This window comes from Naasia sp., assembly GCF_025465545.1.
GTDB lineage: Bacteria > Actinomycetota > Actinomycetes > Actinomycetales > Microbacteriaceae > Naasia.
In genome coordinates this window covers 38,913-64,648 of sequence record NZ_JAODMK010000044.1, presented here as the reverse complement: position 1 = coordinate 64,648, position 25,736 = coordinate 38,913, and the positions used below count along the sequence as shown (strand labels likewise).

Here is a 25,736-nt window from a genome sequence, read left to right as displayed (position 1 = left end):
GGGAAGCGAAGGCGCCGGTGAACAGCACTTCTTCGAGCGGCGTCCTGGTGGTCGGCAGTGCGACTGCGGACCTCACGACCTTCTCCGACCGACTCCCCAAGCCCGGTGAGACCATCCTGGGCGACGACTTCACGCTCGTCCTCGGGGGCAAGGGCGCCAATCAGGCGGTCGCCGCCGCCCTGGCCGGTGCGCCGGTGCGCATGGTCGCCTGCATCGGAACCGACCTGTTCGCCGGCATGGTGGCCGAGGGGCTCTCCTCGGCGGGCGTCGACCTCAGCCTGCTGCGCCGCATTCCCGGCCCCACCGGCATCGCGCACATCCGGGTGGACGGCTCCGGCGAGAACGACATCGTGATCGTCCCGCTCGCGAACTCCGCACTCTCCGAGGAGCAGATCGACGAGGCTTTCGCCGACGGCCGGCCGGCCCCGGTGCTGCTCACCCAGCTCGAGATCCCCATCCCGCTCGCGACCTATGCGCTGCGACGGGCCCGGGAGTCGGGGATGACGACCATCCTCGACCCGGCACCCGCCGCGCACCTGCCCGAGGACATCTGGACGCTGATCGACATCGTGGTCCCGAACGAGAGCGAAGCCGAATTCATCACCGGCATCCCGGTGATCGACGCAGCGAGCGCCGCGGACGCCGGCCGCTGGTTCGTGCAGCACGGCGTGACCTCGGCGCTGATCACCCTCGCCGGCGCCGGCGCCGTCCTGGTGACGGCCGACGCGGTGGAGCGATTCGCGGCGATCCCCGTGCAGCCGGTGGACACCACGGCTGCCGGCGACGCATTCGCCGGCTACCTGGGGGCGACGCTCGCGCTGGGAGCCTCACTCGAGACGGCCATCGCCTCCGCGATGGCCGCCGGCGCCCTCGCGGTGACGAAACGCGGCGCGTCACCCAGCATTCCCACCCGCGGCGAGGTCGACGCGATGCTCGCGCGCTCCTCAGCGGCGACGGGATGAGCGCGGCCGTGGCCCTCGATCCTCCGGGGCCTGCCGAGCCGGAGCCGATCGCGCGCCAGGCCGCGACGCCCATGTACCACCAGCTGCGGCACCGGATCATCGATGACATCGCCCGTCGCGGCCTGCGGCCCGGCGACCTGCTGCCCAGCGAGCACCAGCTGTGCGAGCGGTTCGGCGTCTCCCGCACGGTGGTGCGGCAGGCGCTGCTCCAGCTGGAGCACCAGGGCATCATCGACCGGGTCAAGGGCAAGGGCACGTTCGTCGCCCAGCGCAAGACCCCGGAGACGCTCGCGCACACCCTTCTCGGCCTCTACGAGGAGGTCGCTGCCCGCGGAGGCCATGTGCACAGCGATGTGCTGCGCCAGGAGATCGTGGAGGCCGACGAGGAGATCGGCGACGCCCTGGCGGTGGACCCCGGTGAGCCGGTCGTGCTCCTGGAGCGGCTGCGCCACGTCGACGGGGAGCCGTGGTCCTGGACGCGCACCTATCTGCCGGTCGACCTGGGGCGGCTGATCCTCGAGGAGGACCTGCGCGACCGCTCCCTCTACGCCCTTCTCGCCGAGCACGGCGTGCGCGCGGTGCGCGGCGTGCGCTCCGCGGAGGCGGCGTCCGCCGACGCCGAGCAGGGGCGCCTGCTCGAGGTCGGCACCGGCGGCGCTCTGCTCGTGCTGAGGAGCGTCAGCTACGACTCACACGACCGGATCATGGAGTACTTCATCGCCTACCACCGCGGCGACCGCAGCCGGTTCGAGTTCCAGCTCACCGCGTCGCCTGCCCGGGAGAACACGACCGCGCTTCGCCACGTCCCGGCGTCCTGACGCCTGCCGCCTACCTGTAATTACAGGTAGGATCGTCGCCCAGACCGCACCGACCAAGGAGTCGCATTGCCCGAGTACTCGAGCCTTCCCGTTTCTCCGCTGGCGATCCGGTTCGACGCAGCCCATGCGAGCCTCTCACCGGAGGGGCCAACCCTGACCCGGCGCATGTCGGACCTGGAGGGGCTGTTCCGGCACCGCGACGCGTGGCAGCAGGCCGTGGCCGACGGCGACCCCGTCGTGTACTCCGTCGTCTCCTCCCCCGTCCCTGAGGAGGACCGGGAACTGCCGCAGTCGATCACGACCATCTCCCCCGGCACCACCGCGGGAGAGTTCTGGATGACGAAGGGGCACCAGCACCCGAACCACCAGGGTGAGATCTACCTGGCCATCTCGGGCCAGGGCGGACTCCTGATGTTCGACGGCACCGAAACCCGGTGGGTCGAGATGGCGGCAGGCACCATCGGCTACATCCCGCCCGGCTGGGCGCACCGCAGCGTCAACACCGGCGACGCGCCGTACTCCTTCCTCGCGGTCTACCCCGGCGGGGCCGGCCACGACTACGGCTGGGTGCTCGAGCACGGGATGGGGAACCGCGTGCTGAAGGGCGAGAGCGGCCCCGAGTTCGCCGACTTCTTCGGCGTCTGACGTGATCGTCGCGCACGATCTCGGCACGACCGGCGACAAGGCGTCACTGCACGCCGAGGATGGCCGTCTCCTCTCCGCCGTCACCGTCTCCTACCCCGCGCACTTCGGGGACGGCGGCCTGGCCGAGCAGGACCCGGAGGCCTGGTGGCACGCCGTCGTCCAGGCCACCCGCACCCTCCTCGAGCAGAACGCCACCCCGGCGGACGCCGTGTCGGGCCTCGTCGTGAGCGGCCAGATGATGGGCGCCGTGCTCCTCGACGCCGACTACCGCCCGGTCCGCCCCGCCATCATCTGGGCGGACACCCGGAGCACCCGGCAGACCGCCCAGCTCGAGGAGCGGCTCGCCGGCGTCGACACCTATCGTCTGCTCGGGCACCGGCTCAACCCCACCTACTCGGTGGAGAAGATCATGTGGGTCCGCGACAACGAGCCGGACGTGTTCGCCCGGGTCCGTCACTTCTGCGTGGCGAAGGACTTCGTGGTGCAGCGGCTGACTGGGCGCCTCGCGACCGACCGGTCGGACGCCTCGGCCACCAACGCGTACGACCAGGCAGCTGGCCACTGGTCCCCCGAAGTGCTCGCCGCCGCCGAGCTGGACCGTGCGCTGTTCCCGGAGATCGTGGAGTCCACCACCGTCGTCGGCGGACTCACCGGGGCGGCCGCCGATGCCCTCGGCCTGTCTCGGCACACGCCCGTCGTGATGGGGGGCGGGGACGGGCCGATCGCGGCGGTCGGTGCCGGGATCGTCGCGCCGGAGGACGGCGCGTACGTCTGCCTCGGCACCTCGTCCTGGATCTCGTTCGCGAGCGACTCCCCCGTCTACGACCCCGCACGCCGCACGTTCACGTTCGACAACGTCGTGCCGGGCAGCTTCGTGCCGACCGCGACCATGCAGGCGGGCGGAGCCGCAGTGCAGTGGGCGGCCGAGGTGCTCGCGGTCGTCCCCTCGCCCAGCGCTCTCACCTCCCTCGTCGACTCGGCGCAGAACGTGGAGGCGGCCGCCACGGGGCTGTACTTCCTGCCCTACCTGCTCGGCGAGCGCTCCCCCCACTGGAATCCCGACGCCGCCGGGGTGTTCCTCGGCCTCGGGCGGCACCATGGCCCAGCAGAGCTGATGCGCGCGGTCCTCGAAGGCGTCGCGCTCAACCTGTTCACCTGCATCACCGCCTTCCGGGAGGCGGGCGCGTCCATCGAGCGCATCGACGCCATCGGCGGAGGGGCCGCGAGCGATGTCTGGCTGCAGATCTTCGCCGACGTCTGGGGCGTGCCCGTGCGGCGCCGCAGCGTGGTCGAGGAGGCGAACAGCCTCGGCGCGGCGGTGACCGGCGCGGTCGCACTTGGCCTCGTGCCCGGCTTCTCGGCAGCGCACGGTCTCTCCGAGGTCACCGCCGAGTTCGCCCCCGATCCGGGTCGGCACGACCTCTACCTGCGGGCCCACGAGATCTTCGCCGACGGCTACGACCGCCTCGTCCCCTGGTTCGGCTCCCGCGCGGCCGCCTCGTGACCGCCGTCATCCTGGTCACCAGCCGCTCGTTCTCATCGGGCTCGATCGACCTGGTCGCCCGGCTGGAGCAGGCGGGCTACCGGCCGGTGCTCGGCTCCTCGACGCACGACCTCGCCGAGCTCCGAGCCGACCTCTCCCAGGCGATCGGCTGGATCGCCGGCACGGGACCGGTCACTCGGGAGCACCTCGAGGCGGCCCCCAAGCTGCGAGTGGTCGCGCGCTACGGGGTCGGCTACGAGGCGGTCGACGTCCGCGCGGCCGAGGAGCGGGGCATCCTCGTGACCAACACCCCCGGCGCCAACAGCGATGCGGTCGCCGATCACGCGGTCGGCCTCATGCTCGCCGTGCTGCGCGGCACTCCTGAAGGCGATCGCCGCGTCCGCGCCGGCGACTGGTCGATCCTGCGCGGCCGCGAGCTCGGCAAGCTCACCGTCGGCATCGTGGGCTTCGGCCGGATCGGGCAGGGCGTCGCCCGTCGCCTCTCCGGATTCGGGTCCCGCATCCTGGCCCACGACCCCTGGCTGTCGCCGGCCGTGATGCGGGCGGCGGGAGCGGAGCCGCTCGACGTCGCGGCGATGGCGGCGGAATGCGACCTCGTGTCCCTGCACGCGCCCGGTGGCCCCGTGCTCGTGCACGTCGACTGGCTCGCCGGGGCCCGCAGGGGGCTGGTGCTGGTGAACACCGCACGACCCGAGCTGGTCGACGAGGCCGCGGTCGCCGCCGCCCTGAGCGACGGTCGGCTCGGCGGCTTCGCGGCCGACACCCTCGCCGGGGACACGCGCGGAGAGTCCTCCCCGCTTCTCGCCCCGGACCTCGCCGACCGGGTCGTGCTGACGCCGCACTTCGGCGCCCAGACCGTTGAGGCGGTCGACGGCATGGGCTCTCTCGCGGTCGACAACCTGCTCGCGGCACTCGCCGGCGAGACTCCACCCAACCCCGTGCGCAGTGAGGCGTCATGACAGCGAACCGACTCTCCCCCCTCGTCGCGGCCCGCGTGCTCGCCGTGGTGCGCGCACCATCCGCGGAATCGGCGCTGCTCGGCGCGGAGGCGCTCGTCGCCGGCGGTGTCACAGGACTGGAGATCACCTTCTCCACGCCGGACGCACCCGAGGTGATCCGCCAGCTCACCGAGCGCTACGGCGACGACGCGTATATCGGGGCGGGCACGGTGACCAGCGTCGATCAGGCCCGCCAGGCCGTGGAGGCGGGTGCCCGCTTCCTCGTGAGCCCCGGCACCCGGCCGGAGCTCACCGGGATCATGCTGGGCACCGGCGCGGTGGTGCTCACCGGCGCCCTCACCCCCACCGAGGTCATGATCGCCGTCGAACTCGGCGTGGACGTGGTGAAGCTGTTCCCCGCGGCCCTGTCCGGACCGGCGCTGCTCAAGGCGCTGCGCGGCCCGTTCCCCGACGTCCCGATGATGCCCACCGGCGGTGTCACACCGGACAACCTGGGTGAGTGGCTGGCAGCAGGCGCGATCGCGGTGGGAGCGGGAAGCGACCTGATCTCATCCGCGGACCTCGTTCGCGGCGACTACACCGGCATCCAGAGGAAGGCGCGCGCATTCGCTGCCGCGGCGGCCGCAGCAGGAGGACGGGCGTGAGCGGCTACATGGGCTTCGTGGGGGTCAGCACCGGCGGCTCCTCGATCATGTCGATCTTCCCCGCGTGGGCCGACATCCTCGGTCTGCCCACCCGTCACCTGGTGGGTCATGATCTGCCGGTCGACGCCACTCCTGAGCAGTACGTGCGGCTCGTGGAGCAGATCCGCGACGACCCCGAGCACCGCGGCGCTCTCGTCACGACCCACAAGATGGGCCTCTACGCCGCCGCCTCGCACCTGTTCGACCAGCTGGACGAGTTCAGCGTCAACTGCGGCGAGATCTCGAGCATCGCGAAGAGGGACGGCCGGCTCGTCGGACACGCGAAGGATCCCATCACGGTGGGCCTCGCCGCCGAGGAGTTCCTCCCCAGCACCCACTTCGCCGACACGGGCGGAGAGGTCGTCTGCTTCGGCGCAGGCGGCGCAGGCACCGCTCTCACCTGGTACCTGGCCGAGCGGCGCGACGCCCCGTCCCGGATCGTCGTGACGGACACGAGCAGGGAGCGGCTCGACTCCCTCCGCGCGGTCCACGAGCGTCGCGGCACCCGTGCCAGCCTCCTCGACTACCGGCAGGTGACGAGCGACGAAGTCGCCCGTCACGCCCTCGCCGAGGCGCCCGAGCGCAGCCTGGTCGTCAACGCCAGCGGGCTGGGCAAGGACCGGCCCGGCTCTCCGGTCCCGGACGACGCGCGGTTCCCGGTCGGCGCATACGTCTGGGAGTTCAACTACCGGGGTTCCCTCGAGTTCCTCGCCCAGGCTCGCCGCCAGGAGGCCGCACGACGGCTCACGGTCGTGGACGGCTGGCGCTACTTCATCCACGGCTGGACATCCGTGATCAGCGAGGTGTTCGCGGTTCCGCTCGATCCTCAGCTGCTCGGGCGCCTGTCCGAGGCGGCCGAGGCCGCACGGTGATGAACGTCCGCACGGTGCTCGGGGACGTCGCGCCCGACGAGCTCGGGCGAGTGGACTATCACGAGCACCTGTTCCAGGTGACGCCCCTCCTTCCCGGCGATGAGCTCGACGACGAGGCCGCGTCTCGCGGCGAGGCCGCCGTGCTGAAGGCGAGCGGCTTCGACGCGATGGTCGACGCCACGCCGATCGGCCTCGGTCGCGACCCGGCCGGAGCGGTCCGGATCAGCGCGGCGACCGGCCTCGCCGTGGTCGCGACGACGGGCGCTCATCGAGAGGCGCACTACGCCCCGAGCCACTGGCTGCGATCGCTGGGCGCGGAGGAGCGCGCGAACCTCTTCGTCCGCGACCTGCTCGAGGGCATGCCCGAACGCGACGCCCCGGGCTCCACCACGCCGCTCACCGGGGCCCGCGCTGGCCTGCTGAAGGCGGGCATCGGGTACTGGTCCATCTCCGACTTCGAGCGGACGACGCTCGAAGGGGTCGCGCTCGCATCGCTGTCCACGGGCGCGCCGATCATGGTGCATCTGGAGTTCTGCACCGCCGCCCACGAGGTTCTTGACCTCCTCACCGCATCCGGCATCCCGGAGACCCGCGTCGTGCTCGCGCACGCCGACCGTGACCCGGACGCCGCGCTGCACCTCGAGCTCGCGGCCCGCGGCGCCTGGCTCGGCTACGACGGCATGGCCCGGCCCCGGACCCGGAGCGACGCGGAGCTCGTCGCCCTCACCGAGGCGGTGGTGGCCGGCGGCGGGGCCGGATCGATCCTGCTGGGCGGCGACGTCGCACGGCGCACGCGCTACCTCTCCTACGGCGGGATGCCGGGACTCGGCTACCTGGCCACCCGCTACCTCCCGCGCCTCCGCGCCGCTCTTGGCCCCCTGGTGGACGACTTCACCGGAGCCAACCCGCAGCGCTTCCTGGCCTGGGCGGCGCCCGCCTCCTGAGGCCCGCTCCGGCTCTCGCCCGCCTCCTGAGGCTCGCCTCTTCCTCCTCGCCTGTCCCCCTGGCCGGTCTCTCGCCACTGTCGCTCCACTCGGCCTCTCCCGCTCAGCACGCGAAATCCGTTTCCGCAGGCAGGATCAGCCCGCCTAGGCCCTTCCCGCAGGAGAGTGCCTGCCGACGGCGAGGAGCGGCCGGACGGGCCCGCCGCGCACAGGAAAAGGCCCTCCCCGAGGGGAGGGCCTTTCCGGGTGCGTGCCCTCGGAGAGGGCCAACAGGGGACTACTTGTAGAGGACCGGAGCGATCTTCGGGTCGTCCATGTTGGTCTTGTCGTACCAGAAGTAACCGGTGTCGATGACCTTCTCGGGCGTCTTGCCGTTGATCGCGTCGAATGCCGCCTGGACGGTGGCCTCGCCGATGCCGATCGGGTTCTGCGTGATGGCGCCGGCCATCGCGCCGCTGTTGATCGCGTCGATCTGCGCCTGACCGGAGTCGAAGCCGATGACTGCGAGCTTGCCGGGCGCGGTGCCCAGCTCGTTCAGTGCGTCGACGATGCCGATGGCCGAGCCCTCGTTGGTGCCGTAGAGGCCCTTGAGGTTCGGGTGAGCAGCGATCATCGCCTTCGCGATGTCCGCCGACTTCAGGTGGTCGCCGTCGCCGTACTGGATGTCGACGATCTTGATGTCCGGGTACTTGGACTCGATCTGCTTGACGAAGCCGTCGCGACGCTCGACACCGGTGGAGTTGATCTGGCTGTGGCCGACGATCGCGACCTCACCCTTGTTGCCGATGGCCTCGGCCATGTGGTCGGCGGCGAGGGCTCCTGCGCCCAGGCTGTCGGTCTTGGCGATCGACAGCGGGTAGTCGCTGTTGCAGCCGGCGTCGAACTCGACGACGGGGATGCCCGCGGCCTTGATGTTGTCCATCATGGGGATGCAGGCCTCGGGGTCGAGGACTGCCCAGCCGATGGCGTCGGGCTGCTTGTCGAGCGCGGCCTGGACCATCGAGAGCTGGTTGTCGATCTCGGTCTCGGAGGCGGGGCCATCGAACGTGATGGTCACCCCGAGCTCCTTGGCCTTGCTCTCGGCGCCCTGCTTGACGGCCTGCCAGAACTGGTGCTGGAAGCCCTTGGAGATGAGGGCGATGTACGGCTTGTCGCCGCTGCCCGTTCCTGCGCTCGAGCCGGAGCCCGAGCCGCCGCCCGAAGCGCCGGCACAGCCGGCGAGGGTGATGGCTGCTGCGGCAGCGACCGCGACGAAGGCGGCCCTTCTAGCTGATTTCATCGAGTTGACTCCATTGTTCATCGGCGGCCAGCAGCTTCGCTGGCGTTGCCAGGTTAGGTGGATCGAGGGGCCGGATCCGCAGAAAGATACAACTAGATACAAGATCGTTATCTTCGCTGTGATCGCGGGGCGGCGCAGTGCTGCGTGCGCCGCCGGAGGAGCGACCCGACCCCTCGTCGGAGTCGCTGCCCCACATCGGGGAAGGACTAGGAGGCGGACCGCCGCTGGCGCAGCGAATCGGTGAACACGGCGATCAGGATCACGATGCCGACCACCACGTTCTGCCACTCGGTCTGGATCGAGAGGATGCGCAGGCCGTTGATCAGGACGCTCATGATGAGCGCACCGATCAGGGTGCCGAGGATGGAGCCGCGGCCGCCGAGCAGCGACGTGCCGCCGATGATGACGGCGGCGATCGCCTGCAGCTCATAGCCGGAGCCGAGCTGCGGCTGGGCGGACTGGAGCCGCGAGGCGATGACCACGCCGGCGACACCGGTGAAGAGGCCGGACACCGTATAGATGATGATCTTCCACTTGCGGGTGTCCACACCGGAGAGGCGGGTCGCCTCCTCGTTGCTGCCGATGGCGAAGGTGTAGCGGCCGAGGATGGTCTTGCTGAGCACCAGGTAGGCCAGGATCGCGAGCACGAACAGGATGAGCACCGCATTGGGCAGTCCGGGGATCAGTGCGCCGAGGGCGATGTCCTTGTAGCCGACGACGCCGCTGAGGTAGATCGGCCGGACGCCCGAGATGACCAGGGCGAGCCCCTGCGCCACGAGCATCATCGCCAGGGTCGCGATGAAGGGTGGGAGCCCGAGGATCGCCACGTTCACGCCGTTGATGAAGCCCATCAGCGCGCCCGTGAGGATCCCGCCGATCACGCCGACGATCAGGGGCAGCCCCATGTTGGTGAGGAAGACCCCGGTCATCACGGCGCAGAGGGTCATGCCGGTGCCGATCGACAGGTCGATGCCGCCGGTGATGATCACGAACGTCGTGCCGAGGGCGAGGATGCCGACCACCGCGGTGGAGAGCAGGATGCCGGAGATGTTGCTGGGGGTGAAGAAGTTGCTGCTGGCGATCGAGAAGAAGACCAGCAGCACCACGAGGGTGGCGAACGCCAGCGACTGCTGCACCTGCTTGCGCAGGAACGCGCCGGTGCCGGCCCGGCCGCTCGTCGGCTTGACGGCCACATCCTCGGGCCGCTCGGTCACGGGAGTCGTCATTGAACCGTTCCTTTCTCGTCTTCACCGGTCATGGTCGCGAAGTGCATGATCTTGGCCTGGTCGGCCTTGGCGTTGTCGATCTCACCGGTGATCCGCCCGCCGGCCATCACGATGATGCGGTTGGAGAGCCGGAGGATCTCGGGCAGCTCTGAGGAGATCATGATGATCGACTTGCCCTGATCCGCCAGGGTGCGGAGGAGCTTGTAGATCTCCTCCTTGGCGCCCACGTCGATGCCGCGGGTGGGCTCGTCGAAGATCAGCACGTCGCAGTTTCGGGCGAGCCACTTGGCGATGACCACCTTCTGCTGGTTGCCGCCGGAGAGGTTCTTGGTCGTCGAGGTGATCGACGGGGTCTTGATGCGCAGCGATGAGACGTACTCGCGGGTCTTCTGCTTGCCCTTGCCGGTGTGCACGAAGCCGATCGCGTCCGTGTAGTCGCGGAGGCTGGCGAGGAGCACGTTGGTGTTGACGTCCTGCTCGAGGAGCAGGCCGAGCAGCTTGCGGTCCTCGGAGAGGTAGCCGACCCCGTTGCGCACCGCGTCGGCCGGCTTGGTGATGTGCACCGGCGTGCCGTTGATCGACACCGTGCCGCTCACCCGCGGGTCTGCGCCGATGATCGCCCGGGCCACCTCGGTCCGGCCGGCGCCCATGAGCCCGGCGAAGCCGAGGATCTCGCCGCGACGCAGCTCGAAGCTGACGTTCTTGAGGAGCCGGCGCGTGCTGAGGTTCTCCACCTTGAGCACCACGTCGTTCGAGGTCTCGCTCGCCTCGGGACGGTGGCCCTCCTCGATGTGCCGGCCGACCATCATCTCGATGACCCGGGGGATGTCGATCTCGTCCTTCGTGAGGGAGCCGATGTAGTGACCGTCCCGCAGCACCGTCACTCGGTCGGAGATGCGGCGCAGCTCGTCCATCCGGTGCGAGATGTAGATGATGCCCTTGCCCTGCGCCTTCAGCCGCTCGATGAGGCGGAAGAGAGTGTCGGTCTCCGACTCGGTGAGTGCCGAGGTCGGCTCATCCATGATGAGGACCTTGGCATCGAAGGACAGCGCCTTGGCGATCTCCACCATCTGCTGCTTCGCCACGGTCAGTTCGCCGACGATCGCCTTCGGGTCGAGGTCGATTCCGAGGTTCGCGAGCAGATCCCGCGTCTTCTTGTTGAGTGCCTGCTCGCGGAGGAAGATCCCGCCCCGCGGCTCCCGCCCGATGTAGATGTTCTGAGCGATGGTGAGGTGCGGCATCAGGTTCATCTCCTGATGGATGATGATGATGCCGTGCGCCTGGGCGGACTTGGGGCTGTCGATCTCGACGGGCTCGCCCTCGAGCTCGATGGTGCCCTCATCGCGAGCGTAGATCCCGGAGAGGATCTTCATGAGGCTGGACTTGCCCGCCCCGTTCTCGCCGACGAGGGTGAGGACCTCCCCGCGGTTCAGTTCGAACTGGACATCCTTCAGCGCTTGCACGCCAGGAAAGCTCTTGCTGATCCCGTGGACCTTGAGGAGCTGTGTCGGCACTGGTCACCCACTTCATCGGAGGATTGCACGGGCGACCGCCGGGTCGCCGCCACGATTCTGCCACGTCCGGCCCGGAAAGATCGGATGTTAAGCAGGTCGCTTCGTGTACTTCAGGTTGTACCCTAATGTGCTTACCGAGCCCTGGAGCCACGCTCAGATAACGATTTCTGAGGCGGCCGACCCGGAGCATCTTGCTCAACGATGAGGATAGGAGAAACCTCCGTGCAGATCGGCGCCCACGCCCTCGTATTCACAGGAAAATTCGACGAGGCCGGCATCCGGCTCGCCATCGAGGCCACCCGGCGCGCCGGCCTGGACCTCATCGAGATCCCCCTGATGGACCCTCAGAACTTCGATCGGAAGCTCGCCGCCCGGCTCCTCGAGGAGAACGGGGTGGAGGCGACCGCATCCCTCGGGCTCAGCGACTCCACCGACCTGACCAGCCCCGACCCGGCGATCGTCGCAGCCGGCGAGGCGATGCTCACCGAGTGCCTCGAGATCGTCGCCGCGATGGGCGGCAAGCACATCTGCGGCGTCCTCTACAGCGCCATGAAGAAGTACATGGAGCCCGTGACTGCCCAGGGCCGCGCCTCGAGCGCCGCCGCCATCGGCCGCCTCGGCACCCGGGCTGCGGATCTCGGCATCGCGCTGTCCCTCGAGGTCGTGAACCGGTACGAGACGAACGTGATGAACACCGGACGCGAGGCGCTCAAGTTCCTCGACGAGGTCGACAATCCGAGCGTCTCGATCCACCTCGACAGCTACCACATGAACATCGAGGAGGCCGACATGACCTCCCCGGTGCTGGACGTGGGGGACCGCCTCGGGTACGTGCACATCGGCGAGAGCCACCGCGGCTACCTCGGCTCGGGAACCGTCGACTTCGGCGGCTTCTTCCGGGGGCTCGCGAGGATCGGCTACGACGGCCCCATCGTGTTCGAGTCCTTCTCGTCCGCGGTCGTCGACCGGGACCTCTCCCGGATGCTCGGCATCTGGCGGAACCTCTGGGACGACTCGGACGACCTCGCCGCGCACGCCAACCGCTTCATCCGCGACCAGCTGCGCGCCGTCGAGTCCATCGGAATGCACTGAGCGGTCAACGGTCGGCTCCGCCAATGGTCGGCACTCGGCATCGTCCTGCCGCGCGGACGCCTGAGGGCCCCGCGGGAGTCAGGCGCCGCTGACCGGTGGCGGCGCCGATCCCGGTGATCCACGTGCCGCGGCCCGATCCAGGTCCAGAGACGTCTCACTTCTGCCAGATTGGAGGCGTGACCTCCGACTTCCTCTCCAGTCCCTCCCTGCCCAGGCCGCGGGTCTCGCCTGACGAGGCGAAGCGGATCGCGGAGGAGCACTTCGGGCTCTCCGGCGAGGTGCGAGAGCTCGGCAGCAATCAGGACCGCAACTTCCTGGTGGAGAGCGGCGGCGGCCGGTACGTCCTGAAGCTCGCGAACCCGGCGTTCGACGTCGCGGAGCTCGAGGCCCAGAACGAGGCGATGGAGCGGGCTGTCGGAGCCGGCTACGACGTTCCGCGCGCAGTGCAGTCCACGGCGGGGGCAACCGTGCTGCCCGTCGCCCTTCGCGACGCGACGCTGCACACCCGGCTGCTCACCTTCGTCGAGGGCGAACCGCTCGCGGCTCGCGGTGCCTTCTCCCGTGCAGAGGCACGCGGGCTGGGCGCGGCGTCCGGTGCTCTGGCGCGAGCGCTTGAGGGCTTCTCGCATCCGGGGCTCTCGCGGACCACCCAGTGGAACCTCCGGGTGGCGTCGGACGTGGTGGCGCTGCTCCTCGACTCGATCCAGGACGGCGAGCACCGCGAGGCGATCCGGGCGGCCGTCCTCCGTGCCGACGCTCAGCTCGCTCCCCTGCGCGAGCATCTCCGCGTTCAGGCCGTGCACGGCGACGTCACCGACGACAACGTCGTGTCGGACGGCACCGCAGCCGTGTCCGGCATCATCGACTTCGGCGACGTGGCGGAGGGCTGGCTCGTCGGGGAGCTCGCCGTGACCTGCGCGGCGATCCTGCACCACAACCCGGCGCAGCCGCTCCTCGTCCTCGAGGCGGCCGAGGCGTTCCACGCCCTCACCCCGCTGACCGAGCACGAGCTGGCCGCGCTGTGGCCGCTCGTCACCCTGCGGACCGCGGTCCTCGTCGTGAGCGGCGAGCAGCAGGTCGCCCTGGACGGCGACAACGAGTACGCCGACCTCAACCGGGCACACGAGTGGACGGCCTTTCAGGCCGCCGCGGGGGCCGACGCGGACCAGCTCACGGCTCTCCTCCGGTGGCGGCTCCTCGGCGAGGCGGTCGGCGCCGCTCTCGGGGGCGAGGTGCCTCTCGTCCACGGGCTGGCTCCGGAGTCGGTCCTGGATCTGTCGGTGACGAGCCGCGCCCTTCGAGCAGGAGCCTGGCTCGAGCCGGACGCCGAGCGAGTCGTCGCCGCCGGCCTGGTGAGGGGCACCGGGTCGGCGGTCACCCGATGGGGCGAGCATCGCCTGACCCGCACCGGGCTGCGCACCGCCGGCGATCAGGCGACCCTCGCGCTCGGCGTCGAGCTGTTCCTGCCGGCCGGGACGCCGGTGCGGGCACCGGTCGACGGAACCGTCCGCGTCGACGGAGATGCCGTTCTCCTCGCCGCTGAGGGAGTGGACCTGCGGCTCTCCGGCGTCGAGCCGACAGCGGGGCTGGCCGGCGAGGTGGCCGCCGGCACCGTGCTGGGCTCCGCTGCCGGCGATGCAGACGGGATGGGACGAGTGGTGGTGCAGGCGTGCCGCGTCCCCGGCATCACTCCCCCGCTGTTCGCTCTGCCCGCGGACCGCGACCTGTGGCTGTCCGCCTGCCCGGATCCCTCTGCACTGCTGGGCATCCCGGTCGCCGCGCCTCAGCCTGACGCCGGGGACGTGCTGCGGCAGCGGAACACCACCTTCGCGCAGGTTCAGGAGCACTACTACGCCGCCCCGCCGCTGATCGAGCGCGGCTGGCAGGAGCACCTGATCGACACCGAGGGCCGCAGCTACCTGGACCTCGTCAACAACGTCGCCGCGGTCGGGCACGGACACCCTCGCCTGGTCGAGGCCGTGTCGGACCAGTGGGCGCTGCTCAACACGAACTCGCGGTTCCACTACTCGGCGCTGTCCCGGTTCACCGAGCGCCTGGCTGCCCTCACGCCGGACCCGCTCGACACGGTCTTCCTGGTCAACAGCGGCAGCGAGGCGGTCGATCTCGCCATCCGCCTGGCCACCGCCTACACCGGCCAGCCCACCGTGCTGGCGGTGCGCGAGGCGTACCACGGCTGGACGATCGGCTCGGACGCCGTCTCCTCCTCGATCGGCGACAACCCCCGCGCGCTGGAGACACGGCCCTCCTGGGTCGAGCTGCTCGACGCCCCGCACGCCTACCGCGGACGGTACCGGGGCGCCAGCTCCGCGCCCGACTACCTCCGCGATCTGGAGCTCGACCTGGAGCGGCTCGACGAGGAGGGCCGCGGCGTCGCCGCCTTCCTGGCCGAGCCGGTGTTCGGCAACGCGGGCGGGGTGCTGCTGCCCGACGGCTATCTGCAGGGGGCGTACGAGGCCGTCCGCAGGCGGGGCGGACTGTGCATCGCCGATGAGGTGCAGGTCGGCTATGGCCGGCTGGGGGCGCACTTCTGGGGCTTCGAGCAGCAGGGCGTCGTGCCCGACATCGTCACCGTCGCGAAGGCCATGGGGAGCGGGCATCCGCTCGGCGCGGTGATCACCCGGCGGGACATCGCGGAGCGCTTCGCCCGCGAGGGAAGCATGTTCTCCTCCGCCGGCGGCAGCCCGGTGAGCTGCGTGGTCGGACTCACCGTGCTGGACGTGCTCGAGGACGAGGGCCTGCAGGAGAACGCGCAGGTGGTCGGCGGCCACCTCAAGGCGGGACTCGAGGCGCTCGGCGCGCGGCACCCGCTGATCGGCGCGGTCCACGGCATGGGGCTGTACCTCGGCGTGGAGCTCGTGCTCGACCGCACCACGCTGGCACCCGCGACCGCGGCAGCAGAGGCCATCTGCGACGAGCTCCTCGCGGAGGGCTGCATCGTGCAGCCGACCGGCGACCACAAGAACGTGCTCAAGATCAAGCCGCCGATGTGCCTCACGGCCGAGAGCGCCGACTTCTTCCTCGCCGCGCTCGAGCGGGTGCTCGAACGGCACGAGCCCGCCTGACCGCAGCGTCCGGCAACACAGCAGGGCCGCCCCGAAGGACGGCCCTGCTCGTTGCGATGGTGACCTGTTGTGGAGATGGGGGGAATTGAACCCCCGTCCATTGCTGTAATCCCACGCCTTCTACGGGCGTATCTTGTGGAAACGCTCTACTCGGCCCCGATCCTTGTCACAAGCATCTGAATCGGCGGGCCCAGCCTCGGTGAAAGTCCCGCGGCGCCCAGAGGCGCAACGCCGCAGCGAGCTCCCTTGATGACGCCAGTACCCGGGGCGGAAGCGAACCCGGGCTGACGGACTCACGACTCTTGCCTAGACGGCGAGAGCGAAGTCGGTGCGCTTGGAATTGGCACCTGTTGTTTGCGGAGGGCGTTAACGAGTTAACTCCGCATCCTCGGCCCGCTTCTCGTCGTCATTCAGGCAATGTCGAAACCGATCATCCCCATGCTGACCTTCCCGGGACGCGCTGCGCGCATCCCGTTGGGAAGGGGCCACCATCGCACTGTGGAGTTGTCTCCCGGGTCTCCCCGGGCATCACAGGGTACAACAGCCCCGCCACATGATCTATGCCCGCACTCGAAAGGGCCCCGGAGAGAGCTCCCAGGGGCCGGCGCCCGAAGGCTAGTCGCCGAGGTGCTTTCGTGAGGACATCGCGCGATCGGCCTCGCGCTTGTCCTGCCGCTCGCGCAGCGCCTGGCGCTTGTCGTACTCGCGCTTGCCCTTGGCCACAGCGAGCTCAACCTTGGCCCGGCCGTCGCTGAAGTAGATCGAGAGCGGGACGAGCGTGTAGCCGCCCTCCTTGACCCGGTGGCTGATCTTGAGGATCTGCTCCTTGTGCAGCAGCAGCTTCCGCTTGCGCCGGGGAGCATGGTTGTTCCAGGTGCCCTCGGTGTACTCGGGGATGTAGACCGCGTCGAGCCAGGCCTCGCCGCCGTCGATGAAGGCGTAGCCGTCCACGAGCGACGCGCGCCCCATCCGCAGGGACTTCACCTCGGTGCCCATCAGCACCAGGCCGCACTCGTAGGTGTCCTCGATCGTGTAGTCGTGATGAGCCTTGCGATTCCTCGCGACGACCTTCTGTCCGCGCTCCTTCGGCATGGCTCACCTCCTCGATCCGGCCGGGCCCGCGAGTGCAGGCGGCCGTCCATCCTACCGGGCGGAGATGGGACCGGATCAGACCCTGAGGTGCCGCCGGATCGCGAGCTGGGCGGAGAGTCCGGCGAGGAGCACACCCACCACGACGAGGACCGGCACCACGAGAAGGGCGTCCTGCAGCGACACGAACGAGAAGCCGAGCTGGGACTCCGCCAGGTAGCCCTGCACGAAGAACTGCACGACGCCGACCACGACGGCGCCCGCGAGCAGCGAGCCGACGAGGGACGCGAACATGCCCTCGAGGATGAACGGCGTCTGGATGAACCGGTTGGAGGCGCCGACGAGCCGCATGATCCCCAGCTCTCTTCGACGCGAGAAGGCGGACAGCCGGATCGTTGTCGAGATCAGGAGACTCGCGGCGATGAGCATGACCACGGCGATGCCGATGGCGGTGATGCTCGCCGTGTTGAGCACGGTGAAGATCTGGTCGAGGAACCGGCGCTGGTCCACGACGCTGTCGACGCCGGCGAGGCCCGCGAAGCTCTCCTGGATGACGTCCGACTGGGACGGGTCCTTGAGATTGATCCAGAACGCCTGGTTGAGCAGATCCGGCGTCACGTAGTCGACCAGCGAGTTGCCCTTGAACTGCTCGGCGAACTTGGCGTACGCGTCGTCCTGGGACTCGTAGTAGTACTTGTCGACCAGCGGCGCGAGGGTCGGCGACTCCAGCTGCGCCTTCACCGCGGCGACCTGCTCCTCGGTGGCCCCGCCCGACGCGCAGGCCTCGCTGCCCACCGTGCCGTTGCAGAGGTAGACCGCCACCTGGGCGCGGTCGTACCAGTAGTTCTTCATCTGCCCGATCTGCAGCTGCAGCAGAGCGGCCGCCCCGACGAAGGTGAGGGAGATGAAGGTGACGAGGATGACCGAGATCACCATCGAGACGTTGCGGCGCAGGCCCTGGCCGACCTCCGACCAGATGAGCGCGAATCTCATGAGGTGGGTCCGATCTGCTGGGCGGACGTCGAGTCGGGCGGAGCATCCTCCGTGCGCAGCCCGAGTCGCACGGCGAGGGAGAGGGCATCGTCCTGGCCGACGACCGGCACAGGACCGGTCGCCGCGCCGCGGAGCAGATGCCGCAGCGGGCCGCTCGGCGCCTCGACCGCCTCGGCGGGTGGCGGAACCGAGGCCGTGGACGGCGGGACCGCCGCGGGCGGGATGATCGGGTTCTCGCCGGTGACCGAGAAGTCGTGCTGAGCGGAGGACCGCAGCCGCGCGGCCAGAGAGATGCCGTGCGCGGGGGTGTCCGAGGCGTGACGGCGCTCGGTCGCATGCTGGCCGCCCACCGCGCTCCGCGGGGAGGTGGTCTCGTCGATGGGCATCGCCTCGACGGCGACGGAACCGGCACGGGGAGCCCCAGTCGGAAGGGGCGGCTCCTGCGGCGGGGCGAACTGGAGCTCGGGCTCGAAGGACCGCGGGCGGTGGAGCTGGTTCGGAACCCACTGGGTGGGCGTCGACTGGGTGATCGTGGGGGTCGGCGCCGGCGCGGCGACCGGGGCGGCCTGGTCGACGGGTCCGGTCGCGGGCGCAGCCGCGGGCTGCGGCGCCGGAGCAAGGGCCACGGGGGCAGCGGGGGCGGCGGGGGCATGCTCGAGGAAGGCCGGTCCGGCGGCCGCGCCGCTGCGCAGCGTCATGCGCGGCAGGTCGATCGGAGTGGTGGAGGTGGAGACGCTCTGCGCGGTGAAGACCGGCACCTGGCCGGTGCTTCCGGAGGACGCGGGCACGACTGCGACGGGAGAGGTGATCGGCGCGGAGCCGAACGAGTGCTCGGCGGTGCCCGCGGAGAGGATCGCGCCGGTCGCCGCACCGACCCCTGACAGCGCACTCGCGCCGACGCCGGCCCCCACGAGCTCGCGCTCCGGCTCCTGCACCGGGATCGTCGTCGTGTAGCCGCCCTCGACCTCGTCGCGCACGATGTCGCCGCCCACGAGCTCGATCACCCGGCGCTTCATCGCGTCGACGATGCCCACGTCGTGGGTGGCCATCACCACTGTGGTGCCGCTCTGGTTGATGCGCTCGAGCACCTGCATGATGCCGCGGCTGGTGGTGGGGTCGAGGTTTCCGGTTGGCTCGTCGGCCAGCAGGATGGCCGGCTTGTTGACCACGGCGCGGGCGATGGCCACCCGCTGCTGCTCACCGCCGGACAGCTCGTGCGGGAGGCGCTCCTCCTTGCCTTCGAGGCCGACCATCTGAAGCACATCGGGGACGGCCTCCTGGATGAATCCCCGTGACTTGCCGATGACCTGGAGGGTGAACGCGACGTTCTGGAAGACGGTGCGGTTGGGCAGCAGCCGGAAGTCCTGGAAGACCACGCCGAGGCTGCGCCGGAAGTAGGGGATCTTGCGGTTCGAGATCGAACCGAGCCGCTGGCCGAGCACGTGGATCTCACCCGTGGACGGCTTCTCCTCCTTGAGCACGAGCCGCAGGAAGCTGGACTTGCCGCTGCCGGATGCGCCGACGAGGAACACGAACTCCCCGGCCTTGATCTCCACATCCACTGCATTCAGTGCGGGCTTGGAGTTGCCCGGATACAGCTTGGTCACGCGGTCGAAGCGAATCATGGCCTTCCGAGGGTATGCGGAGCGACTGCTCGACACACCGCGACACCCGGCACTCGGTCAAAGTGCCCGTTGCGGCGGAATGTGGGCGCTACAGCGCACACATTCCGCCGCAACGGGCACTTCGGGTCAGTCCTGGGGCCGCTTGCGCCAGCGGATGCCCGCGTTGATGAAGCCGTCGAGGTCCCCGTCGAACACCTTGTCCGGGTTGTTCACCTCGTGCCCGGTGCGCAGGTCCTTGACCATCTGGTACGGCGCGAGCACGTAGGAGCGGATCTGGTCGCCCCAGCTGGCGGTGATGGTGCCCGCCAGCTCCTTCTTCTTCGCGTTCTCCTCGTCCTGCTTCAGCACCAGGAGCCGCGACTGCAGCACCCGCATGGCGGCGGCCCGGTTCTGGATCTGGCTCTTCTCGTTCTGCATCGACACGACCGTGCCGGTGGGGATGTGGGTGAGCCGGACCGCAGAGTCGGTGGTGTTGACGGACTGCCCGCCGGGACCGGATGAGCGGAACACGTCGACCCGGATCTCGTTCTCGGGAATGTCGATGGACTCGGTCTCCTCCATCAGAGGGATCACCTCGACCGCGGCGAAGCTCGTCTGCCGCTTGCCGGCGGCGCCGAAGGGCGACATCCGGACGAGGCGGTGGGTGCCCGCCTCCACCGAGAGGCTGCCGAAGGCGTAGGGCGCGGCGACCTCGAAGGTGGCCGACTTGATGCCCGCCTCCTCGGCGTAGCTGGTGTCCATGACGGTCACCGGGTACTTGTGCTGCTCGGCCCAGCGCAGATACATCCGCATCAGCATCTCGGCGAAGTCCGCCGCATCGACACCGCCCGCGCCGGCACGGATCGTGATCACCGCGGGCCGCGCGTCGTACTCGCCGTTCAGCAGCGTCTGCACCTCGAGCTCGCCGAGGACCTCCTGCAGCCCCACGAGCTCGGTCTGCGCCTCTTCGGCGCTCTCGCTGGCGAGCTCGTCGTCGCCCTCCGAGTTGACCAGTTCGACGAGCACCTCGAGGTCGTCGAGGCCGCGCTGGATGCGGGCGAACTTGGCAACCTGGGCCTGCGCGTGGCTCAGCTCGCTCGTCACCTTCTGGGCCCTCGCGGTGTCGTCCCAGAGGTCGGGAGCGCCGGCCTGCTCGGACAGGACTGCGATCCGCTCGGTCAGCACGTCCACGTCGATCACCGAGCGGATGTCGGAGAAGGTGGAGCGCAGCGAGGCGATCTGTTCAGAGAAATCCAAGTCAGCCATGGCCGCACCAGCCTACCGGCGCGCGGCGGGCTGCCCCCGGCCGAGGGTAGGGTCGAGCAGATCATGACGGATCCGGAACGCCGCTTCGAGTGGCGCTCGATCGTCCTCATCGCCTTCCTGCCGACCCTCCTCTTCTCGATCGGCGAGGGCGCGATCATCCCGCTCATCCCGCTCGCGGCCGACAACCTGGGGGCGACGCTGGCGATCGCCGGCGTCGTCGCCGCCATGGTCACCCTGGGTGAGCTGGTGGGCGACATCCCGAGCGGCGTGATCGTCGCCCGGATCGGCGAGCGGACCGCCATGATCGGCGCGGCCGGCGTGGCCGTGGCCGGCCTCCTCGTCTCCCTGGTCGCTTCCACCCCGCTCGTGCTGGGCGTCGGCATCTTCCTCGTCGGCCTCGCATCCGCGGTCTTCGCCCTCGCCCGGCACGCGTTCCTCACCAGCTATGTCCCGCTGGAGTTCCGGGCGAGGGCCCTGTCCACCCTCGGCGGCACGTTCCGCCTCGGCTACTTCGTCGGCCCCTTCCTGTCCGCCGCCGTCATCTCCGTCACCGGCTCCGTCGCCGCCGCATTCTGGATCTTCGTCGTCGGCTGCGCGGGGGCCGTCGTCACCCTGCTGGCGCTGCCGGACCCGGAGGCGACCTTCGAGGCGGTCCGCCGCTCACGAAAGAGCCTCACCGCGGGCGAGCGCTTCGTGGCCGACGAGGCCACCGGGCTGGGGGCCACTCTCGCCCGGAATCGCGGGCTGCTTCTGCGACTGGGATCAGGCTCGGCGCTGATCGCCGCGCTGCGGGCGGGGCGGCAGGTCGTGCTGCCCCTCTGGGCGGTGAGCATCGGGCTGCCCGAGGCGGAGACCGCGATCATCATCGGCATCGCGGGCGCCGTCGACTTCGCTCTCTTCTACACCGGGGGCCAGATCATGGACCGATTCGGGCGGCTGTGGACGGCGGCGCCATCGGTGATCGGACTCGGTGTGGGCCACCTCGCGCTGGCCTTCACCCACGACCTGCTCACCCGCGAGGGCTGGTTCATCGCGCTCGCGATCTTCCTGTCCCTCGCCAACGGCATCGGGGCCGGAATCCTGATGACCCTCGGAGCGGACCTGGCACCGCCCGGCAACCCTGCTCCCTTCCTCGGCGCGTGGCGCTTCACCAACGACTCAGGCGGCGCCGCCGCCCCGCTGCTGATCGCGGGCCTCACCGCGGTGGCGTCGCTGCCCCTCGCCGTCGGCGTGCTCGGCGTGCTCGGCTTCGTCGGCGCGGGAGCGCTGATCCGCTACCTGCCTCGCTACTCCCCGCGCACCTGATCGGCGCCGGGTTCCGCCAGGAGGGCCCGCAGGTGCTCGACGGAGCGCCGGGTGTCCTCGAGCATGGACCGCTCAGGCCGCATCGTGTCGGGGTGCCAGAGCTCGAGCGTCAGCCAGCCGGAGTAGCCGGGAGCAGCGTCGAGGAGCGCACGGATGTCGATCTCGCCGCTCAGCAGATCCTCCGTCGGCACCGCTCCTCGCTGGTTCCGCAGGTGGAAGGCCTGCACCCGCTCGGCATGGGCGCGGACGATCCCGACCGGATCGGACCCGGCCACGTGGGCCCAGCCGATGTCGAGGCAGAGCCGCACCGCGGGATCCGAGTGCAGCAGCACCGAACGCAGGTCCTGCTCGGCGTTGTGCGGGTCGGCGGCGTGGTTGTGCAGCGCGACGGAGAGCCCGAGGGGCGCCACCAGCTCGGCGATCCGGGAGAGGTTCTCGCCCTGACGACGGGCATCGTCGTCCGACTTCTGCACCGGCTTCGACCAGTCGACGAGGTCGGCGTTGAGCAGCAGGTCCCGGCCGCCCGCCGCCGAGAGCCGCTCGGCGATCGGCAGCAGGGAGTCCTCCACCGCGAGCCGGCCGAAGGGCAGGGTGAGCGGCAGGCCGACGTAGGAGGCCGACACCCGCAGGCCGAGGTCGGTGAGGATCGCGAGCTTCTCCGGCGACGGGTCGGTCTCGACAGCATCCACCCCCGCCGCGGCGCAGTCGCCGTACAGCCTGGCCCAGTCCCACTCCACGCCGTCGCGCTGGTAGCGCTCGGTCCAGCCGTAGAGGGCGGTGGAGATCCCGGCCGGCGTCACCGGCGCACCTCGATGCGGACCGCAACGCCCGTGCGAGCCGTCTCGTAGATCGCTCGCAGGCAGCGGAACTCGTCCACCGCCGCGGCGCCCAGGGTGGCGGGCGACGGGCGCCCGCGCACGGCGTCGACGAAGGACACGAGCGGCCGATCGAAGATGGTCAGGTCCGAGCGCGGCGGCGGCGGAACCTCCTCCTCGACGATCTCGCCGTCCCGATCGGTCCGCAGGAAGACGGGCTGCTGCGAGTCGAACGGCGTCCAGTGCACGGCCCCGCGCGTCCCCTCGAACTCCGCGCGGGCGACCTCCTCGCCGTGCGTGCCGTTGGCCCGCTCGTAGTCGACCCGGACGACCCCGTCCGCGGTGGTGAAGCGCAGCGTCGCGCCCGCATGGGTCTCCGTGTCGAAGACGACATCGGTGGGGTCCGCGCCGGTGCGCGGCTGGGCGATCCAGGCGTCGACGACCTCGACGGCCGATGGTTCGAGCAGGTCGAAGAGCGTGGACATGTCGTACGGGCCCCAGTCCATGACGACGCCGCCCCCGCTCAACCGCGAGTCGAGGAACCACCTGCTGGCGGGCTGGTACTCGATCCCCGCACGGCTGCGCGGCCACTTGGTGACGAAGGACAGGTGGTACACATCTCCGAGCACCCCGCTCGCGCGCACCCCCTTCACTGCGTCCGTGTGCGGAAGTGCGCGGAATCGGGTGCTGCACGAGCCGAAGAGGCGTCCCGCGGCCTGGGCGGCGGCGAGCATCTCCTCCGCCTCCTCCACCGACATCGCCAGCGGCTTCTCGCAGAGCACGTGCCGTCCGCTGCGGAGCGCGGCGACGGCGGGGCCGGCATGGATCGCGGGAGGGGTGGCGACCAGCACCACGTCGTCGTCGGCCGCCGGCTCGGACGCGAGCATGTCCTCTGCGGAGGAGAACGCGAGCGCATCCGGGTAGGCGGCGGAGAAGCCGGCGAGAACGGTGGCGTTCGGGTCCGCCACTCGGAGTTCGACGGGCTCGCCCAGCTTGGCCGCAGCGTCCGCGTGGGTGCGGGCGATGACGCCCGCGCCGATCAGGTACACCCGCATGACAGCTCCACTCCGTCGTGTGTGGGTACGTTCCCACCCGCTACCGAGCAATCTATCCGAGCGCCGCCCGGGCCAGGAGGAGCGCCTTGGTCCGCTCGTTCGCGGTCAGCACGGCGGCCCGGGCGAACTCCGCGCGGGACTCGGACTCCCGGCCCAGCCGGGCGAGCAGATCCGCTCGCACCCCGGCTACCAGGTGGTGGCCACGCAGCGTCTGCCGTAGACCGAGGGCATCCACCACGGCCAGGGCCGCAGCGGGGTCGCCGGCCATCGCGACGGCGACGGCCCGGTTCAGCTCGATGACAGGCGACGGGGTTCTCCGCAGGAGCTCGTCGTAGATGCTCACGATCCGGGGCCAGTCGGTGGCGTCGGCCGTGCGGGCGACCGCATGGCACTCGGCCAGCGCCGCCTGCAGCAGGTAGGGCCCGGATTCCGCCGCCAGACGGCGGGCGACCGCCAGCTCGGAGCGCCCGCGGACGATCGCCGATCGGTCCCACCGGCTCCGGTCCTGGTCGGGCAGCAGCACCGGTGCCCCTGCCTGGTCCAGCCTCGCCGCGAAGCGGGACATCTGCAGCTCCATCAGGGCGAGGAGCCCGTGCACCTCCGGCTCGCGCGGGAGCAGGGCCGCCAGCACGCGACCGAGCCGGAGCGCCTCGCGGCAGAGTCCGGGACGCATCCAGTCGGCGCCGGCGGAGGCCGCGTAGCCCTCGTTGAACACGAGGTAGAGCACCTCGAGCACGGCCTCGAGCCGGGCCCCGAACTCGGCAGGCTCGGGCAGTTCGAAGGGCACCCCGGCGTCGGAGAGAGTGCCCTTCGCCCGAGAGATGCGCTGCCCCATCGTCGTGGACGGCACGAGGTAGGCCCGGGCGATCTCCTCCGTGCTCAGCCCGCCGATCAGTCGCAGGGTGAGGGCGACCCGAGACGGGCGGGGCAGGACGGGGTGGCAGGCGATGAACATGAGCCGCAGGACCTCGTCCTTGATGGGCTCCGCCGCCATCTCCTCCGGTCCCTCGACCGGCTCGGCATCCAGTGCATGTCCGAGCTCCACGACGTGACCCTCGAGTCGGGAGCGGCGCCGCCAGACGTCGACGGCGCGGCGCCGGGCAACCGTGGTGAGCCAGGCGCCCGGGTTCCGGGGAACCCCGGTCTCCGGCCACTGCTCGAGCGCCTGCACCAGGGCATCCTGCGCCGCCTCCTCGGCCGCGTCGAGGTCGCCGAGGGAGCGGGTGAGGACCGCGACCACCTTGGCCGCCTCGATCCGCCACACCGCTTCTACCGCCGCCCGGGTCGTGCCCCGCTGGGCGCCCGAGCTCATCGCCGCCTCCTCGAGGATCGCGGCGACGAGCGCCCGAGCGGCGTCTGACCGCTCAGACGCCGAGCTTCTCGCCCTGGGCGATCCGCCACTCGCGCTCCCTCTGAACGTGCGCGTCGTCCTGGGAGAACTCGGCGATGCTCGGCACCCGGCGCACCACGATGCTTCCCACCTGCAGGGGCGCCCGGCGTGCCCACTCCACGGCCTCCTCCTTCGTGGCGGTCTCCAGGATCCAGAAGCCGGCGAAGACCTCCTTCGCCTCAGCGAATGGGCCGTCGGTCACGATGCGGTCCTCACCGGCGTAGTCGATCCGCACGCCCTCCGACTCCGGCTCGAGGCCCTCCATGGTGAGGAGCACACCGGCGTTGATCAGCTCCTCGTTGTAAGCGCCCATGGCGGCGATCGCCTCGGCCATCTCGGGCGAGTCGAAGTCCGGGGCGGCCTCGGACGGGGACTGGTTCATCACGAGCATGTACTTCATGGGGATCTCCTCCAGGTATCGGGCGGGTTTGCCCTCACTGCTACGTCGAACGGCCCAGCGGCTTTTCGACATCGGCTGGGGGCCGATGTCAGAGCAGCCCGCGGGCACGTCCCGACCCACAGCCTTGCCTGTCGATGCCTCCCTCCGCTATCCCGGGAATGCCGACCCCGCAGGAGAGGTTGTCCCGGCCACGGAATGAATACGATCGCATGAACTGCGGCGGGGAGAGGGAGACACT

22 protein-coding genes and 1 other RNA gene are annotated in these 25,736 nt (G+C 70.4%); 11 read left to right on the top strand and 12 right to left on the bottom strand.

Annotated features, from left to right (window positions below):
• Positions 1 to 17 precede the first annotated feature (17 nt).
• The 8 genes from JWR33_RS11720 to JWR33_RS11685 all read left to right on the top strand — a co-directional run bounded on the left by JWR33_RS11720 (position 18) and on the right by JWR33_RS11685 (position 7,387).
• Positions 18 to 962 carry a ribokinase gene (locus JWR33_RS11720; RefSeq protein ID WP_297412094.1) on the top strand — a complete coding sequence of 315 codons (945 nt, stop codon included), beginning with the start codon at positions 18 to 20 and terminating at the stop codon, positions 960 to 962.
• Positions 959 to 1,780, top strand: coding sequence for a GntR family transcriptional regulator (locus tag JWR33_RS11715; RefSeq protein WP_297412093.1), 822 nt, complete (start codon positions 959 to 961; stop codon positions 1,778 to 1,780). Before JWR33_RS11720 ends, JWR33_RS11715 begins: the two co-directional genes overlap by 4 nt.
• A gap of 66 nt (positions 1,781 to 1,846) precedes the next feature.
• Entirely contained in the window at positions 1,847 to 2,425 is a 579-nt protein-coding gene (locus JWR33_RS11710; RefSeq protein ID WP_297412092.1) for a glucose-6-phosphate isomerase family protein, read from the top strand.
• Position 2,426: 1 nt separating this feature from the next.
• The gene (xylB, locus tag JWR33_RS11705) at positions 2,427 to 3,929 is read left to right on the top strand and encodes a xylulokinase (protein ID WP_297412091.1); all 1,503 of its coding nucleotides are present in this window, start codon (positions 2,427 to 2,429) and stop codon (positions 3,927 to 3,929) included.
• Entirely contained in the window at positions 3,926 to 4,888 is a 963-nt protein-coding gene (locus tag JWR33_RS11700; RefSeq protein WP_297412090.1) for an NAD(P)-dependent oxidoreductase, read from the top strand. Before xylB ends, JWR33_RS11700 begins: the two co-directional genes overlap by 4 nt.
• Positions 4,885 to 5,532, top strand: coding sequence for a bifunctional 4-hydroxy-2-oxoglutarate aldolase/2-dehydro-3-deoxy-phosphogluconate aldolase (locus JWR33_RS11695; RefSeq protein ID WP_297412089.1), 648 nt, complete (start codon positions 4,885 to 4,887; stop codon positions 5,530 to 5,532). The genes JWR33_RS11700 and JWR33_RS11695 overlap by 4 nt, the downstream gene beginning before the upstream one ends.
• Entirely contained in the window at positions 5,529 to 6,443 is a 915-nt protein-coding gene (locus tag JWR33_RS11690) for a saccharopine dehydrogenase NADP-binding domain-containing protein (protein WP_297412088.1), read from the top strand. Before JWR33_RS11695 ends, JWR33_RS11690 begins: the two co-directional genes overlap by 4 nt.
• The gene (locus JWR33_RS11685; protein ID WP_297412087.1) at positions 6,443 to 7,387 is read left to right on the top strand and encodes an aryldialkylphosphatase; all 945 of its coding nucleotides are present in this window, start codon (positions 6,443 to 6,445) and stop codon (positions 7,385 to 7,387) included. Before JWR33_RS11690 ends, JWR33_RS11685 begins: the two co-directional genes overlap by 1 nt.
• Before the next feature lie 277 nt (positions 7,388 to 7,664).
• Here the strand turns inward: JWR33_RS11685 and JWR33_RS11680 are convergent, their stop codons facing one another.
• The 3 genes from JWR33_RS11680 to JWR33_RS11670 form a co-directional block, all read right to left on the bottom strand.
• On the bottom strand, positions 7,665 to 8,666 hold the full coding sequence (locus JWR33_RS11680) for an ABC transporter substrate-binding protein (protein WP_297412086.1): 1,002 nt from the start codon (positions 8,664 to 8,666) through the stop codon (positions 7,665 to 7,667).
• 206 nt (positions 8,667 to 8,872) lie between these two features.
• The gene (locus JWR33_RS11675; RefSeq protein ID WP_297412085.1) at positions 8,873 to 9,892 is read right to left on the bottom strand and encodes an ABC transporter permease; all 1,020 of its coding nucleotides are present in this window, start codon (positions 9,890 to 9,892) and stop codon (positions 8,873 to 8,875) included.
• Positions 9,889 to 11,406, bottom strand: a complete 1,518-nt coding sequence (locus JWR33_RS11670; protein ID WP_297412084.1) for a sugar ABC transporter ATP-binding protein — start codon at positions 11,404 to 11,406, stop codon at positions 9,889 to 9,891. Before JWR33_RS11670 ends, JWR33_RS11675 begins: the two co-directional genes overlap by 4 nt.
• A 222-nt stretch (positions 11,407 to 11,628) precedes the next feature.
• Here JWR33_RS11670 and JWR33_RS11665 point away from each other — a divergent pair, with 222 nt between their 5' ends.
• Positions 11,629 to 12,498, top strand: a complete 870-nt coding sequence (locus tag JWR33_RS11665; protein ID WP_297412083.1) for a sugar phosphate isomerase/epimerase — start codon at positions 11,629 to 11,631, stop codon at positions 12,496 to 12,498.
• 176 nt (positions 12,499 to 12,674) lie between these two features.
• A complete protein-coding gene (locus JWR33_RS11660; protein WP_297412082.1) occupies positions 12,675 to 15,581 on the top strand; it encodes an aminotransferase in 2,907 nt (968 codons plus the stop codon).
• Between the two features lie 67 nt (positions 15,582 to 15,648).
• Here JWR33_RS11660 and ssrA read toward each other — a convergent pair.
• From ssrA to prfB, 5 genes are all read right to left on the bottom strand, one after another.
• Positions 15,649 to 16,019, bottom strand: a transfer-messenger RNA (tmRNA) gene (ssrA, locus tag JWR33_RS11655).
• A 177-nt stretch (positions 16,020 to 16,196) separates the two neighbouring features.
• Positions 16,197 to 16,673, bottom strand: coding sequence for an SsrA-binding protein SmpB (gene smpB / locus JWR33_RS11650; RefSeq protein ID WP_297412081.1), 477 nt, complete (start codon positions 16,671 to 16,673; stop codon positions 16,197 to 16,199).
• A 75-nt stretch (positions 16,674 to 16,748) separates the two neighbouring features.
• Entirely contained in the window at positions 16,749 to 17,663 is a 915-nt protein-coding gene (gene ftsX, locus JWR33_RS11645) for a permease-like cell division protein FtsX (protein ID WP_297412080.1), read from the bottom strand.
• On the bottom strand, positions 17,660 to 19,288 hold the full coding sequence (gene ftsE / locus JWR33_RS11640; RefSeq protein WP_297412079.1) for a cell division ATP-binding protein FtsE: 1,629 nt from the start codon (positions 19,286 to 19,288) through the stop codon (positions 17,660 to 17,662). The genes ftsX and ftsE overlap by 4 nt, the downstream gene beginning before the upstream one ends.
• A 126-nt stretch (positions 19,289 to 19,414) precedes the next feature.
• A complete protein-coding gene (gene prfB, locus JWR33_RS11635) occupies positions 19,415 to 20,533 on the bottom strand; it encodes a peptide chain release factor 2 (RefSeq protein ID WP_297412078.1) in 1,119 nt (372 codons plus the stop codon).
• Between the two features lie 63 nt (positions 20,534 to 20,596).
• On the opposite strand from prfB, the gene JWR33_RS11630 reads away from it, so the two are divergent.
• Positions 20,597 to 21,838 carry an MFS transporter gene (locus JWR33_RS11630; RefSeq protein WP_297412077.1) on the top strand — a complete coding sequence of 414 codons (1,242 nt, stop codon included), beginning with the start codon at positions 20,597 to 20,599 and terminating at the stop codon, positions 21,836 to 21,838.
• Here JWR33_RS11630 and JWR33_RS11625 read toward each other — a convergent pair.
• The 4 genes from JWR33_RS11625 to JWR33_RS11610 are packed head-to-tail and all read right to left on the bottom strand — an operon-like array spanning position 21,820 to position 25,498.
• Positions 21,820 to 22,638: a sugar phosphate isomerase/epimerase gene (locus tag JWR33_RS11625; protein ID WP_297412076.1), complete on the bottom strand. Its 819-nt coding sequence runs from the start codon at positions 22,636 to 22,638 to the stop codon at positions 21,820 to 21,822. The genes JWR33_RS11630 and JWR33_RS11625 overlap by 19 nt on opposite strands.
• Positions 22,635 to 23,708: a Gfo/Idh/MocA family oxidoreductase gene (locus tag JWR33_RS11620; protein WP_297412075.1), complete on the bottom strand. Its 1,074-nt coding sequence runs from the start codon at positions 23,706 to 23,708 to the stop codon at positions 22,635 to 22,637. The genes JWR33_RS11625 and JWR33_RS11620 overlap by 4 nt, the downstream gene beginning before the upstream one ends.
• Positions 23,709 to 23,760: 52 nt before the next feature.
• Positions 23,761 to 25,020: an RNA polymerase sigma factor gene (locus JWR33_RS11615; protein ID WP_297412074.1), complete on the bottom strand. Its 1,260-nt coding sequence runs from the start codon at positions 25,018 to 25,020 to the stop codon at positions 23,761 to 23,763.
• A 52-nt stretch (positions 25,021 to 25,072) separates the two neighbouring features.
• On the bottom strand, positions 25,073 to 25,498 hold the full coding sequence (locus JWR33_RS11610; RefSeq protein WP_297412073.1) for a YciI family protein: 426 nt from the start codon (positions 25,496 to 25,498) through the stop codon (positions 25,073 to 25,075).
• Positions 25,499 to 25,736: the final 238 nt, after the last annotated feature.

What these genes read in the sequence shown, in the direction of transcription:
- JWR33_RS11715 (WP_297412093.1), top strand. Translation starts at nt 959, where the DNA reads ATGAGCGCGGCCGTGGCCCTCGATCCTCCGGGGCCTGCCGAGCCGGAG.
- JWR33_RS11695 (WP_297412089.1), top strand. Translation starts at nt 4,885, where the DNA reads ATGACAGCGAACCGACTCTCCCCCCTCGTCGCGGCCCGCGTGCTCGCC.
- JWR33_RS11685 (WP_297412087.1), top strand. Translation starts at nt 6,443, where the DNA reads ATGAACGTCCGCACGGTGCTCGGGGACGTCGCGCCCGACGAGCTCGGG.
- JWR33_RS11680 (WP_297412086.1), bottom strand. Translation starts at nt 8,666, where the DNA reads ATGAAATCAGCTAGAAGGGCCGCCTTCGTCGCGGTCGCTGCCGCAGCA.
- JWR33_RS11675 (WP_297412085.1), bottom strand. Translation starts at nt 9,892, where the DNA reads ATGACGACTCCCGTGACCGAGCGGCCCGAGGATGTGGCCGTCAAGCCG.
- smpB (WP_297412081.1), bottom strand. Translation starts at nt 16,673, where the DNA reads ATGCCGAAGGAGCGCGGACAGAAGGTCGTCGCGAGGAATCGCAAGGCT.
- ftsX (WP_297412080.1), bottom strand. Translation starts at nt 17,663, where the DNA reads ATGAGATTCGCGCTCATCTGGTCGGAGGTCGGCCAGGGCCTGCGCCGC.
- ftsE (WP_297412079.1), bottom strand. Translation starts at nt 19,288, where the DNA reads ATGATTCGCTTCGACCGCGTGACCAAGCTGTATCCGGGCAACTCCAAG.
- prfB (WP_297412078.1), bottom strand. Translation starts at nt 20,533, where the DNA reads ATGGCTGACTTGGATTTCTCTGAACAGATCGCCTCGCTGCGCTCCACC.
- JWR33_RS11630 (WP_297412077.1), top strand. Translation starts at nt 20,597, where the DNA reads ATGACGGATCCGGAACGCCGCTTCGAGTGGCGCTCGATCGTCCTCATC.
- JWR33_RS11620 (WP_297412075.1), bottom strand. Translation starts at nt 23,708, where the DNA reads ATGCGGGTGTACCTGATCGGCGCGGGCGTCATCGCCCGCACCCACGCG.
- JWR33_RS11615 (WP_297412074.1), bottom strand. Translation starts at nt 25,020, where the DNA reads ATGAGCTCGGGCGCCCAGCGGGGCACGACCCGGGCGGCGGTAGAAGCG.
- JWR33_RS11610 (WP_297412073.1), bottom strand. Translation starts at nt 25,498, where the DNA reads ATGAAGTACATGCTCGTGATGAACCAGTCCCCGTCCGAGGCCGCCCCG.